Origin of the sequence: Pseudomonas sp. FBF18 (genome assembly GCF_024261405.1) — a bacterium.
GTDB lineage: Bacteria > Pseudomonadota > Gammaproteobacteria > Pseudomonadales > Pseudomonadaceae > Aquipseudomonas > Aquipseudomonas palmensis.
The window spans coordinates 350,166-363,070 of sequence record NZ_QKRS01000003.1 but is presented as its reverse complement, the minus strand read 5'-3'; the positions used below and the strand labels follow the sequence as shown (position 1 = coordinate 363,070).

The 12,905-nt window shown below is 65.3% G+C and carries 11 protein-coding genes; 1 reads left to right on the top strand and 10 read right to left on the bottom strand.

Annotated features, from left to right (window positions below):
* Positions 1 to 148 precede the first annotated feature (148 nt).
* The 8 genes from parC to DN387_RS07550 all read right to left on the bottom strand — a co-directional run bounded on the left by parC (position 149) and on the right by DN387_RS07550 (position 8,580).
* Positions 149 to 2,413, bottom strand: coding sequence for a DNA topoisomerase IV subunit A (gene parC, locus DN387_RS07585; RefSeq protein WP_054915737.1), 2,265 nt, complete (start codon positions 2,411 to 2,413; stop codon positions 149 to 151).
* A gap of 10 nt (positions 2,414 to 2,423) precedes the next feature.
* Positions 2,424 to 2,942 carry a TIGR02281 family clan AA aspartic protease gene (locus tag DN387_RS07580; protein WP_054915738.1) on the bottom strand — a complete coding sequence of 173 codons (519 nt, stop codon included), beginning with the start codon at positions 2,940 to 2,942 and terminating at the stop codon, positions 2,424 to 2,426.
* Entirely contained in the window at positions 2,939 to 3,925 is a 987-nt protein-coding gene (locus DN387_RS07575; protein WP_054915739.1) for an esterase-like activity of phytase family protein, read from the bottom strand. The genes DN387_RS07580 and DN387_RS07575 overlap by 4 nt, the downstream gene beginning before the upstream one ends.
* Entirely contained in the window at positions 3,922 to 5,826 is a 1,905-nt protein-coding gene (parE, locus tag DN387_RS07570) for a DNA topoisomerase IV subunit B (RefSeq protein WP_043863558.1), read from the bottom strand. Before parE ends, DN387_RS07575 begins: the two co-directional genes overlap by 4 nt.
* Positions 5,827 to 5,862: 36 nt before the next feature.
* Positions 5,863 to 6,471: a YqiA/YcfP family alpha/beta fold hydrolase gene (locus tag DN387_RS07565; RefSeq protein ID WP_043863559.1), complete on the bottom strand. Its 609-nt coding sequence runs from the start codon at positions 6,469 to 6,471 to the stop codon at positions 5,863 to 5,865.
* 147 nt (positions 6,472 to 6,618) lie between these two features.
* Complete coding sequence (gene cpdA / locus DN387_RS07560) at positions 6,619 to 7,434, bottom strand: 3',5'-cyclic-AMP phosphodiesterase (protein WP_054915740.1); 816 nt, start codon at positions 7,432 to 7,434, stop codon at positions 6,619 to 6,621.
* Between the two features lie 85 nt (positions 7,435 to 7,519).
* Positions 7,520 to 7,972 carry a DUF1249 domain-containing protein gene (locus DN387_RS07555; RefSeq protein ID WP_043863561.1) on the bottom strand — a complete coding sequence of 151 codons (453 nt, stop codon included), beginning with the start codon at positions 7,970 to 7,972 and terminating at the stop codon, positions 7,520 to 7,522.
* Positions 7,963 to 8,580: an NUDIX domain-containing protein gene (locus DN387_RS07550; protein ID WP_043863562.1), complete on the bottom strand. Its 618-nt coding sequence runs from the start codon at positions 8,578 to 8,580 to the stop codon at positions 7,963 to 7,965. Before DN387_RS07550 ends, DN387_RS07555 begins: the two co-directional genes overlap by 10 nt.
* Positions 8,581 to 8,762: 182 nt before the next feature.
* Between DN387_RS07550 and DN387_RS07545 the strand changes: the two genes are divergently transcribed.
* Complete coding sequence (locus tag DN387_RS07545) at positions 8,763 to 9,509, top strand: RsiV family protein (protein WP_043863563.1); 747 nt, start codon at positions 8,763 to 8,765, stop codon at positions 9,507 to 9,509.
* Here the strand turns inward: DN387_RS07545 and cytX are convergent.
* Complete coding sequence (cytX, locus tag DN387_RS07540; RefSeq protein ID WP_054915741.1) at positions 9,478 to 10,761, bottom strand: putative hydroxymethylpyrimidine transporter CytX; 1,284 nt, start codon at positions 10,759 to 10,761, stop codon at positions 9,478 to 9,480. The genes DN387_RS07545 and cytX overlap by 32 nt on opposite strands.
* A gap of 129 nt (positions 10,762 to 10,890) precedes the next feature.
* Positions 10,891 to 12,771, bottom strand: a complete 1,881-nt coding sequence (thiC, locus tag DN387_RS07535; RefSeq protein ID WP_054915742.1) for a phosphomethylpyrimidine synthase ThiC — start codon at positions 12,769 to 12,771, stop codon at positions 10,891 to 10,893.
* Positions 12,772 to 12,905 lie beyond the last annotated feature (134 nt).

The window sequence follows — 12,905 nt, the reverse complement described above, 5'->3', positions numbered from 1 at the left end:
CGGCTTGCCGCAGTGATACTCATGAATACGTCGGGCACACAGCTACGCTGGCACCACAAGGGGCCTATCATCCGCGAAAGTTCCGTGCGACTCCAGTGTTTAAGCCGCAAACGGTCACTAAAATACCCGTTTGCGGCCACCAGGTCGCTTATTCGACGTTTTCCACCAGCAGCGCATCGACCCGCTGGAAGCCGCGCGGCAGCTTGTTGCCACGCCGCCCACGCTCGCCCTTGTAGTGCTCCAGGTCATCGCCCTTGAGCGACAGGGTACGCTTGCCGGCCTGCAATACAAGGGTCGAACCTTCGGGAATCACTGCCAGGTCGGTGACAAATTCTTCACGACTGGCCACGCGGTCGCCCGGAATGCCGATGATCTTGTTGCCCTTGCCCTTGCCCAGCTGTGGCAGGTCGCTGATCTTGAACACCAGCAGGCGCCCTTCGGTGGTCACCGCCGCCAGCCAGTCCTGCTCGCGGTTGCCCACCGGGCGCGGCAGGATCACCTTGGCGTTGTTCGGCAGGCTCAACAGGGCCTTGCCGGCCTTGTTCTTGGCCTGCAGGTCTTCGCCCTTGACCACGAAGCCGTAGCCGGCATCGGAGGCAATCACGTACAAGCCGTCATCCTCGGGCATCAGCACGCACTCGAACGAAGCACCGGGCGGCGGGGTCAGGCGACCGGTCAGCGGTTCACCCTGGCCCCGTGCCGACGGCAGCGTATGCGCCGGCACCGAGTAGCTGCGGCCGGTGGAGTCGATGAACACCGCGTACTGGTTCGAGCGCCCCGCGGCTGCGGTCTTGAAGCCGTCACCGGCCTTGTACGAGAGCCCGGTGGCATCGATGTCGTGGCCCTTGGCCGAACGTACCCAGCCCTTCTCGGACAGCACCACCGTGACCTTTTCGTTGGGCAGCAGGTCGTGCTCGGTCATCGCACGGGCTTCGGCGCGCTCGACGATCGGCGAGCGACGGTCGTCGCCATAGGTTTCGGCGTCCTGCAGCAGTTCGGTGCGCACCAGTTTCTTGAGCTTGGCTTCGCTGCCCAGCAGCGCCAGCAACTTGGCCTGTTCCTTGAGCAGTTCGTCCTGCTCGTTGCGCAGCTTCATCTCTTCCAGACGGGCCAACTGGCGCAGGCGCGTGTCGAGAATGTAGTCGGCCTGGATCTCGCTCAATGCAAAGCGCTCGATCAACCTGGCCCGCGGGTGCTCCTCGGTACGGATGATGTGGATCACTTCATCCAGGTTGAGGTAGGCGATCAGCAAGCCGTCCAACAGGTGCAGGCGACGCTCCACCTTGTCCAGGCGGAACTGCAGGCGACGGCGCACGGTCTGCACGCGGAACTGCAGCCACTCGACCAGCAGCGTGCGCAGGTTCTTCAACTGCGGCTTGCCGTCCAGGCCGATGATGTTGATGTTGACCCGGTAGCTGGACTCAAGGTCGGTACTGGCGAACAGGTGCTGCATCAGCGCTTCGTGGTCGACGCGGCTGTGCACCGGGATGATCACGATGCGGCACGGGTTCTCGTGGTCCGATTCGTCACGCAGGTCGGCCACCTGCGGCGCCTTGGACGGCTTGGCCTGCATCATCGCGGCGATCTGTTCCAGCACCTTGGCGCCCGACACCTGGTGCGGCAGCGCGGTGACCACGATGTCGCCGTCCTCGATGTGGTACACGGCGCGCATGCGCACCGAGCCACGGCCGGTTTCGTAGATTTTCAGCAGGTCGGCTCGCGGGGTGATGATCTCTGCTTCGGTCGGGTAGTCCGGGCCCTGGATGTGCTCGCACAGCTGTTCGACCGTGGCCTTGGGCTCGTCGAGCAGGCGCACGCAGGCGGTGGCCACTTCGCGCAGGTTGTGCGGCGGCACGTCGGTGGCCATGCCCACGGCGATACCGGTGGTGCCATTGAGCAGGATGTTCGGCAAACGTGCCGGCAACACCAGGGGCTCGTCGAGGGTACCGTCGAAGTTCGGGCCCCAGTCCGCAGTGCCCTGGCCCAGTTCGCTGAGCAGCACCTCGGAATAGCGCGACAGGCGCGCTTCGGTGTAGCGCATGGCCGCGAAGGATTTGGGATCGTCCGGCGCACCCCAGTTGCCCTGGCCGTCGACCAGGGTGTAGCGATAGCTGAAGGGCTGCGCCATCAGCACCATGGCTTCATAGCAGGCCGAATCGCCATGCGGGTGGAACTTGCCGAGCACGTCACCGACGGTACGCGCCGATTTCTTGTGCTTGGAATCGGCGTCCAGGCCCAGTTCGCTCATGGCGTAGACGATGCGTCGCTGCACCGGCTTCAAACCGTCGCCGATATGCGGCAGCGCACGGTCCATGATCACGTACATGGAATAGTTGAGGTAGGCCTGTTCGGTGAAGTCAGCCAGTGACCGGCGCTCTACGCCATCGAGGCTGAGATCAAGGGAGTCGCTCATGCGGGCCTCATCATTTCAAGGTCTGGCGCAGCAGCAAGGTGCCGCCGCGCTGGGTAAATTCGAGTTGTTTCAGGGCACTCATGCCCAGCAGTACCTGCTCGCCGTCCAGCCCCGGCACCACCAGGGCGCGTACGTCGCGCAGCAGAATATCGCCCAGTTGCAGGCTGTCGAGGCGGGTGCGATAGCCCTCGGTACGACCATTGGCGGTACTCAGGGTCACGGGCACACCACGCTCCAGGCTGAACTGCCGGGCCAGGCTCTCGGGGATCGCCACGTCGGTGGCGCCAGTATCCAGCAGAAAATGCACGGCCTGGCCGTTGATCAGACCGTCGGCCACAAAATGCCCCTGGCCATTGCCCAGCAGCCGCACCTCGACATAGCCATCGCCGTGCTGCGAGCTGATCTGGCTGTTGGGGTTGGCCTGGCGCTGTTCCCAGTCGCCGAAAAAGCGCGTGGCCAGGAACAGGCCGGCCGCCCACGCCAGCACCAGCATCACCCGGCCGGCACGCTTGCCCGGTGCCTGGCTCACGGTTTGGCGCTCCAGCCGCCCTGGGGCGCTTCAAAGCGCCACACGATCGGGCGGTTTTCGCCATCGGCGCGGCGACCGCCGTTGTTGTCCAGGCCTATCCAGGCGCCTTTGGCATCGATCACCAGGGCCTCGGCCAGGCCGAACGGCTGCGAATACTGCCGCGATTCGATCAGGGCATCGGCAGCGAACGACCAGCAGCGCTCCACGCTTCCAGTGTCGGCATCACGCCGGCAGATACGGTAGGCGTTGCGCTCCAGGGTGAACAGCTTGCCTTCGAACAGCGCCAGGTCGGCAAAATCCCGGGGCCGCTCGCGGGCATTGGGCATCTGCGCAGGCTGCATCTCGGTGCCGGCCTCGCTGAGCAGCACGCAGCCATCACCGCAGTGCCAGGTGGTCTGCTGGCGATTGATCGAAATCAGCCCGCGGCGCTCGCGCTCGGCGGCCAGCCACAGGCGATCGCCGGCCGGGTTCACGGCGATGCCTTCGAACAATGCATTGAAGTGCAGCAGCATGCCGCTGGCGCGCGCCTGGCGGACCATGCTCGGGTCGATCTTCAGCCAGCTGGGGTCGCCTGCGACCGGTACCTTGAGCACCGCCACATGGGTTTCGCTGACCAGGTAGTGATTGCCTGCGGCATCGCAACTGATGCCTTCGAAATCCAGCTCGCCGCCGCGCACGTAGGACATTGCCCAGTTGCTCGAGCGCAGGCCCCAGGGCAGGCCGCTGTCCGGCACCGGCGGCACCTCCAGGCGAATACCTTCGGCCTGCCACACCGTCTGGGTGGTGTCCAGGCGGTACAGCAGGTCGTCGTCGCGGTCCGAGACGGTCCAGAGCTCGCCGTTGCACAGGGCCAGCCCCGACAGGTTGCCGCCACGCATGCCCTCTACCGGATGCTCGCTCTGCATCGCCAGCTCCGGCCAGGTTTCGGCCAGCGCCGGCACGCCCAGCAGTGACAACAGCGCTGCCAGGCACCGAGCGATCAAGCCAGTACCTCGGCCAGGTTGCCTTTGGACTCCAGCCAGCTCTTGCGGTCGCCCGCACGTTTCTTGGCCAGCAGCATGTCCATGATCTCGCGGGTGCCTTCGAGGTCTTCCAGGGTCAACTGCACCAGGCGCCGGGTGTTCGGGTCCATGGTGGTTTCACGCAGCTGCGGCGGGTTCATCTCGCCCAGGCCCTTGAATCGGGTGACCTGCGGCTTGCCGCGCTTCTTCTCGGCCACCAGGCGGTCGAGGATGCCGTCGCGCTCGGCCTCGTCCAGGGCGTAGTAGATCTCCTTGCCCAGGTCGATGCGGTACAGCGGCGGCATCGCCACGTACACGTGGCCGGCCTCCACCAGCGGGCGGAAGTGCTGCACGAACAGGGCGCAGAGCAAGGTGGCGATGTGCAGGCCGTCGGAGTCGGCGTCAGCCAGGATGCAGATCTTGCCGTAGCGCAGCTGGCTCATGTCGGTAGCACCGGGGTCGACGCCGATGGCCACCGCGATGTTGTGCACTTCCTGACTGGCCAGCACTTCGCCGCCGTCGACTTCCCAGGTGTTGAGGATCTTGCCGCGCAGCGGCAGGATGGCCTGGAACTCCTTGTCGCGCGCCTGCTTGGCCGAACCACCGGCCGAGTCACCCTCGACCAGGAACAGCTCGGCGCGCATCGGGTCCTGCCCGGCGCAGTCGGCCAGCTTGCCCGGCAGTGCCGGGCCCTGGGTCACGCGCTTGCGCTCGACCTTCTTGCTGGCCTTGAGCCGGCGCCCGGCGTTGTTGATCGCCAGTTCCGCCAGTTGCATGCCCACTTCGGGGTGGGCGTTGAGCCACAGGCTGAAGGCATCCTTGACCACGCCGGAAACGAATGCGGCGGCCTCGCGGGACGACAGGCGCTCCTTGGTCTGGCCGGAGAACTGCGGCTCCTGCATCTTCATCGAGAGCACGAAGCTGATGCGCTCCCACACGTCCTCGGGGGCCAGCTTGACCCCGCGCGGCAGCAGGTTGCGGAACTCGCAGAACTCGCGCATGGCATCGAGCAGGCCCTGGCGCAGGCCGTTGACGTGGGTGCCGCCCTGGGCGGTGGGAATCAGGTTGACGTAGCTTTCCTGCACGCTGTCGCCGCCTTCGGGCAGCCACAGCAAGGCCCAGTCCACGGCCTCCTTGTTGCCCGCCAGGCTGCCGCAGAACGGCGCGTCGGGCAGGCGCAGGAACTCGCTTACCGAGTCTTCGAGGTACGAGCGCAGGCCGTCCTCGTAATGCCACTCGACCTTCTCGCCGGTGCCTTTGTCCTCGAAGCTGACCAGCAGCCCCGGGCACAGTACGGCCTTGGCCTTGAGCACATGCTTGAGGCGGCTGATGGAAAACTTGGGCGAGTCGAAATACTTGGGATCGGGCGCGAAGTACACGCTGGTACCGGTGTTGCGCTTGCCGACGGTACCGATCACTTCGAGCTCGGTGGCCTTGAAGCCGTCGGCGAAGGTCATCTGGTACTCGTTGCCGTCGCGCTTGACCCGTACCCGTACCTGGTTGGACAGGGCGTTGACCACCGAGATGCCCACCCCGTGCAGGCCGCCGGAGAACTGGTAGTTCTTGTTGGAAAACTTGCCGCCGGCGTGCAGCTTGGTGAGGATCAGCTCGACGCCCGACACGCCCTCTTCGGGGTGGATGTCCACGGGCATGCCGCGACCGTCGTCGGACACTTCCAGCGAATGGTCTGCATGCAGGATGACCTGCACGGTGCGAGCGTGGCCGGCCAGCGCTTCGTCGACGCTGTTGTCGATGACTTCCTGGGCCAGGTGATTGGGCCGGCTGGTGTCGGTGTACATGCCCGGGCGCTTGCGCACCGGGTCAAGGCCGGAGAGGACTTCGATGGCGTCTGCGTTATAGGCGCTAGCGCTGGGATTGGCCATGGGTTCTCGTCGTCAGTCGTAGGTGAAAATAATCAGTCAAAGTACAGAAAAATCGAATGCCTGGTACACCTGCGGTGCAATGCCGGCAAAGCTCAGCATGGCCGGCAGGTGCTGCGCGAAGCCCTGGAAGCTGTGGTCGCCACCGGCCTCGATGCGTAGCGCACAGGCCCGATAGAAGGCCTGGGCACGGCGGTAGTCCAGGGTTTCATCGCCCGTCTGCAGCCATACCTGAAAGCGCTCGGGGTCGCTCGGTGCGGGCACTTCCAGCTCGGCCAGGGCCTGCACGTGGTCCAGTGTCAGCTCCCAGGTTTCCCCGGTGTAGAAATTCTGCTGCGGGCCCAGGTAGCCGTCGAACAGCTGGTGCGGATTGACGGCCGGGTTGATCAGCAAGGCCTTGAGCCCGTGGCGCTGGGCCAGGTGGGTGGCATAGTAGCCCCCGAGCGAGCTGCCGACCAGCAATGGCGAACCCAGCTCGGCGATGGCACGTTCAAGCTGCGCCACGGCCTGGCGCGGATGGTTGTCCAGCAGGGGCACGCGCAGCTGCCCGGCCAGCCCCAGCTGCTGCATCACACTGCTCAGCTGGCTGGCCTTGGTCGAACTGGGCGCACTGTTGAACCCGTGGATATAAAGAATCGAACCCGACATGATCGCCCCCGATGCCCATGCAACGCCCGTCGCAACGAGCACAAAAGACGCGCAGTTTAGCCTGTTCGAGAAGCCTTGAGCGGCAACTTTCAAACATCAGGTTACAACCGGGCGGTGATATTCGCGTTCACTTGCAGCTTGCAGCGCTCAGTACCCACTGCTGCCGTAATCGACGGTGAAGGCAAAGTCGGTCACGCGCGAGACCCCGGTCTCGAGCCTGCCGTCGTCATGCAGGCGCAGCCAGCGATACCCCGGGGCCTGGTCGCCCACCTTGAAGTCTTCACTGCCCGGCTCGAACTGAATGCAGGTGGACGGCGAGGCGAGCAGACGCACACCGTCACGCAGCTGGTCCCACTCCTGGTGGATATGCCCCCAGAGCAGCGCGCGCACCTGTGGATAACCCTTGAGCAGGTCGAACAGCGCATCGGCGTTGCGCAGCCCGATGGGCGCCATCCAGGCGCAATCGATGGAAACCGGCTGGTGATGGAAGCAGATCAGGCAATGGCGCTGCGGTGCGGCCTCCAGGGCCTGCCTGAGCAGTTGCAGCTGATCGTCTGCCAGCAGCCCCGGCACCGAGCCGCACACGGCCGAGTTGAGCATGATCACCCGCCAGGCGCCGGCATCCACCACCGGCTCGAGCAGCGCGCTGCCGCGTGCCACCTGCGCCATGGGGAACGGTTCGTCGTGATTGCCGGCCAGCCAGCGGGCTGGGGCCGGAATCCTGCCGCTGAGGGCCAGAAACTGCAGATAGGATTCGACGCTGCCATCCTGCGACAGGTCGCCGGTGGCCAGCACCAGGTCGACCACCGGCTGTTCGTCGAGTACCCGCTCGACCACACGGCGCAGGCTGTCGCGGGTATTCATGCCCAGCAGCGTGCCTTCGGCTTCGGCGAACAGATGACTGTCGGAGAGCTGCACCAGCAGCACCGAGGCGTCACGGGAAGGGATGATCGAGTGCGGCAAGGCCGTCTCCTTGGGCGGATTCTGCACGATTATGGTGGGAATGCAGGCAACGGCAAACCCCGAGCCCACGACACCGGTCACATTTTCAGCGAACCGCTTCCAGTTCGTGGCCGCAGGCCAGGCAATGGCTCAGCCACTCGCCCAGGAACAGGTTGAGCTGGGCCTTTTCGTCCGGCTGGTGCATGGCCGCATTGGGGTATGGGTAGACACTGCGAAAGCGCCGCGCATGCTCGGCACTGACCACCTCGGCCATGCGCGCGTCGTGGTACACCTGCACCTCCAGCTGCGGCACCGGCAGCCACGGCAGGCTGTGCTCCTGGCGCACGCGCAGGGTGGTGGTGTAAGGGCAGGCCAGCACCACGTCGAGCACCAGCACGCCGAGCATCTGGTCACCCTGGGTCATGCCGATGCGGCGCGAGCTCTGGGTGGTGCGCATGTCGGGCAACAGTCGCATCAGGCGCGCATAGTTGGCCTCGCAGGCAGCCTGCAAGCCGACCAGATCGACCCGGTAGCGCTCGCGCAACAGATTCACGACCACAGCCCCCTGACTTCATCACGGTTCAACGCCAGCCATTGCAGGGCAATGATGCTCGCGGCATTGGCAATGCGCCCATCGCGCACGGCCTGCAACGCATCCTCGAACGCCCAGGCCTTCACGCGAATGTCTTCGCCCTCTTCTTCCAGCCCGTGCAGGCCGCCTGCGCCGTCGCTGTGGCAACGCCCCAGGTACAGGTGCACGAATTCATCGCTGCCGCCGGGCGACGGAAAGTACTTGGTCATCGGCCACAGCGCACTGAATGTCAGCCCAGCTTCCTCCTGCGCCTCGCGGTGCGCAACCTCCTCGGGCTGTTCGTCCTTGTCGATCAGACCGGCGACCAGTTCCACCAGCCAGGGGTTGTCGACCTTGCCCATGGCGCCGACACGAAACTGCTCGATCAGCACCACTTCGTCACGCTGCGGATCATAGGGCAGCACGCACACTGCGTCGTGGCGCACGAACAGCTCACGGCTGATCTCGCGGCCCATGCCGCCGGCAAACAGCTCGTGGCGCAGGTGCAGCCGGTCGAGCCGGTAAAAGCCCTTGAAGCAGTTTTCGCGCCGCACGATCTGTACGTCGGTCGGCATGGCCTTTGGCTTGTCTGTCATGGATACCTCGTTACCCCATTACCACGTCGCGCCATCCTAACCTGCACACTGCGCGGTTTCACCCCTTTAAAACAATCGTGCGGGCTGCGAGGATAGGCGCAGCCTTTCTTGTCAGCTTAGTGGCGAACCGACGGCATTGCCGACGGTCCAAGCCCGATTACCGTTGCACTACAAGGATCATCATGTCACTTGCGAAATTAGCCTGCGTGACCGCCCTGGCCTTGACCCTGGGCGCCTGCCAGAGCCTGTTCCAGCCCAACATGCGCGTGCCGCTCGAGGTCAAGCGCGACAGGTGGGAGCACATCAAGCCGGGCTGCACCGCAGCCGACTGCCCGCTGGTGAACATCGACACGGTGCACTTCCCCACCAACCCCAAGCTCGATGCGATCGTCGAGCGCAGCCTGCTCAAGCTCACCAGCGATGGCGAGGGCGCACCGTTGCCGGCCTCGCTCAAGTCCTACGAGGACAGCTACCTGCAATCGGCCCAGAGCCGCAACAGCAGCTACCTGCAGGCCAAGGTACGCGAGCAGCATGACGGCTTGGTGATCATCGAGTTGTCCAGCTACCTGGACACCGGCGGCGCGCACGGCATGCCGGGGCGCGGCTTCATCAACTATTCGCGCCAGCAGGACAAGGTGCTGACCCTGCAGGACATGCTGGTGCCGGGCCAGGAGGCGACCTTCTGGAAGACCGTCGAAGAGGCCCACAAGGGCTGGCTGATCAGCACCGGCATGGACAAGGACGCCGAGTTCGTGAAGAACTGGCCATTCCAGAAGTCACCGCACGTCGCCCTGACCTACGGCGCGGTGGTGGTGAAGTACGAGGTGTATGCCATCGCCCCGTACTCCATGGGCCACATCGAGCTCAAGATCCCCTACCCGCGCCTGAACGGCGTGATCAGGCCCGAGCTGTTTCCCGGCCGCGGTTGAAGCCCAGCAACAGATGCAGCGCCCCTGCCAGCAACAAGGCTGGCAGGGTGGCGCCAACGTCCGCGGCGTAATGCGCCAGCACATGGTAGGTCGCCACGCCACAGGCCCACGCCACCAGCGCCCCGTAGTGCAGGCCGTCGACCACACCCGGCAGGCGACGCCGGCGCAGCACGTAGTGGTCGCTCAGCACCACACCGAACAGCGGCGCGAACACCGAGCCGATCAGCAGCAGGAAGTTCTCGTACTGGCCAAGCGGCGCGAAGCAGGCGATCAGGGTGCACACCACGCCGATCACCAGTGCCAGGTGCTCGACCTTCACGCCTGACAGCAGGCTGCTGGACACCGCCGCCGAGTGGATGTCGGCAAAGGCCTTTTCCGACTCGTCGAGCAGCACCAGCAACAGCGGGATGCCAAAGCCTGCGCCGGCCAGCGCCAGCAGCAGGGTGCTGGCTTCGCCATCGGTGGCGAAGGCCAGGATGTAGGCCACGCCCAGGCTCATCATCCACAGGTTGCCGATGAAGTAGCCCAGTGCGGTACCCACGAACACCTGCCCCGAATGCCTGCCGAAGCGCGAGTAGTCGGCAATCAGCGGCAGCCACGACAGCGGCATGGCGATGGCGATGTCAAAGCCCACCCCCAGCGACATCGAGCCGTCCCCGGCGCGGGCCCACAGGGCAGCCAGGTCGGCCTTGGCGAATAGGTTCCAGGTCAGCCACAGGCAGGCGCCCAGCAGCAGCCAGATGCCCCATTTGCGCAAAATGCGGCGCACGAAGGTCAGCGGGCCGGCCACCGCCAGCGCGGTGGCCAGGGCGCCGAAGCACAGTGCCCACAGCAGCGGGCTGACCCACAGGCTGTCGGCGCCGAAGGCCCGCGCACCCAGCAGGCTGGCGGCGTCGCGCATCACGATGATTTCGAACGCGCCCCAGCCAACCAGTTGCAGCAGGTTGAGAATGGCCGGCAGCGCCACGCCGTGGCGGCCCAGGCTCAGGCGCAGGGTGCCCATGGCCGACAGGCCGGTGTCGCTGCCGATGACGCCGGCGGCGGCCAGCAGCAGAACGCCGACCAGCGTGCCGAGGGTGATGGCCAGCAGCGCCCCGGACAGGCCCAGGCCGGGGCCGAGCAAGGCGCCGGTCTGCAGCACCATCAGGCCGATGCCGAGGGAGAACCACAGGGAGAACAGGTCCCGCGCGCCGAAGACGCGCTGGCTGTCGGGAATGGGGGAATCGGGGGAGTAGTGGCTGGGTGTGCTCACGATGAAGACTCGGCAGGAAATGTGGGTTGGATGGAAGGCCCTTTCGCGGGTCAAGCCCGCTCCCACGGGGTATCGCTGATCTCTAGGGCAGCGGCATACCTGTGGGAGCGGGCTTGACCCGCGATGCTTTCAGACCTTCTGGTACAACTGGCTGCCTTCCTGGCGGAACCGCTCGGCCTGCTCGCGCATGCCCTCTTCTACCGCCACCTCGACCGGCTGGTTGGCGGCGTATTCACGCACTTCCTGGGTGATCTTCATCGAGCAGAACTTGGGCCCGCACATCGAGCAGAAGTGCGCGACCTTGGCCGAATCCTTGGGCAGGGTCTCGTCGTGGAACGAGCGTGCGGTGTCCGGGTCCAGGCCCAGGTTGAACTGGTCTTCCCAGCGGAACTCGAACCGCGCCTTGCTCAAGGCGTTGTCGCGGATCTGCGCGCCCGGGTGCCCCTTGGCCAGGTCCGCCGCGTGCGCGGCGATCTTGTAGGTGATGATGCCGGTCTTGACGTCGTCCTTGTTCGGCAGCCCCAGGTGCTCCTTGGGCGTCACGTAGCAGAGCATCGCGCAACCGAACCAGCCGATCATCGCCGCACCGATGCCCGAGGTGATGTGGTCGTACCCCGGCGCGATGTCGGTGGTCAGCGGGCCCAGGGTGTAGAACGGCGCCTCGTCGCAGCACTCGAGCTGCTTGTCCATGTTCTCCTTGATCAACTGCATCGGCACGTGGCCGGGGCCTTCGATCATGCACTGCACGTCATGCTTCCAGGCGATCTTGGTCAGCTCGCCCAGGGTCTCCAGCTCGCCGAACTGCGCCGCGTCGTTGGCATCGGCGATCGAGCCTGGGCGCAGGCCGTCGCCCAGCGAGAAGCTGACGTCGTAGGCCTTCATGATTTCGCAGATTTCGTCGAAATGGGTGTAGAGGAAGTTTTCCTTGTGATGCGCCAGGCACCACTTGGCCATGATCGAGCCGCCGCGGCTGACGATGCCGGTCACGCGCTTGGCGGTCAGCGGCACGTAGCGCAGCAGCACGCCGGCATGAATGGTGAAGTAGTCCACGCCCTGCTCGGCCTGTTCGATCAGGGTGTCGCGAAACAGCTCCCAGGTCAGGTCCTCGGCCACGCCGTTGACCTTCTCCAGTGCCTGGTAGATCGGCACCGTACCGATCGGCACCGGCGAGTTGCGGATGATCCACTCGCGGGTTTCATGGATGTGCTTGCCGGTGGACAGGTCCATTACCGTGTCCGAGCCCCAGCGGATGCCCCAGGTCAGCTTGGCCACTTCTTCCTCGATGGAGGAGCCCAGCGCGCTGTTGCCGATGTTGCCGTTGACCTTCACCAGGAAATTGCGGCCGATGATCATCGGCTCCAGCTCCACATGGTTGATGTTGGCCGGAATGATCGCGCGGCCGCGAGCGACTTCCTCGCGCACGAATTCGGCGGTGATCTCCTTGGGGATGCTTGCGCCGAAGCTGTGCCCGGCGTGCTGCTGGTCGAGCAGGCCGGCGGCGCGGGCCTCCTGCAGCTTCATGTTCTCGCGGATGGCCACGTACTCCATCTCGGCGGTGATGATGCCCTGGCGCGCGTAGTGCATCTGGCTGACGTTGGCGCCGGCCTTGGCCCGGCGCGGGTTGCGCACGTGGGCAAAGCGCAGCTTGGTCAGTTCCACGTCGTTCAGGCGCATCTGGCCGAAACTGGAGGACAGCCCGGCCAGGCGCTCGGTGTCGCCGCGCGCGTCGATCCAGGCCGAGCGCACATCGCCCAGGCCCTTGCGCACGTCGATCTGCACGGTGGGGTCGGTGTAGGGGCCGGAGGTGTCGTACACCAGCACTGGCGCGTTGGCTTCGCCGCCGAAATCGGTGGGGGTGTCGTCCAGGCTGATTTCGCGCATCGGCACCTGGATATCGGGGCGCGAGCCCTGCACGTAGATCTTGCGCGAACGGGTGAACGGCTGCACGGACTGCTCGTCGACCTTGGCCGATTCACTCAGGTGCGCGGGGTATTTTTGTTTTTGGCTCATCACAGGCTCTCCAGACGGGTTGGCAGTCGGAGTGAACCTGAAAGGCACGGGCGCACCAGGGCTGGTGCTGTGCCGAAAACGGAAGATGCCACACCAGCCAAAAAGCTGAAATGACAATCCCGCAGCCGACACAA

Excerpts from the sequence above, each read along its gene's own strand:
- parC (WP_054915737.1), bottom strand. The coding sequence starts at position 2,413 with ATGAGCGACTCCCTTGATCTCAGCCTCGATGGCGTAGAGCGCCGGTCA.
- parE (WP_043863558.1), bottom strand. The coding sequence starts at position 5,826 with ATGGCCAATCCCAGCGCTAGCGCCTATAACGCAGACGCCATCGAAGTC.
- DN387_RS07565 (WP_043863559.1), bottom strand. The coding sequence starts at position 6,471 with ATGTCGGGTTCGATTCTTTATATCCACGGGTTCAACAGTGCGCCCAGT.
- DN387_RS07550 (WP_043863562.1), bottom strand. The coding sequence starts at position 8,580 with ATGACAGACAAGCCAAAGGCCATGCCGACCGACGTACAGATCGTGCGG.
- DN387_RS07545 (WP_043863563.1), top strand. The coding sequence starts at position 8,763 with ATGTCACTTGCGAAATTAGCCTGCGTGACCGCCCTGGCCTTGACCCTG.
- thiC (WP_054915742.1), bottom strand. The coding sequence starts at position 12,771 with ATGAGCCAAAAACAAAAATACCCCGCGCACCTGAGTGAATCGGCCAAG.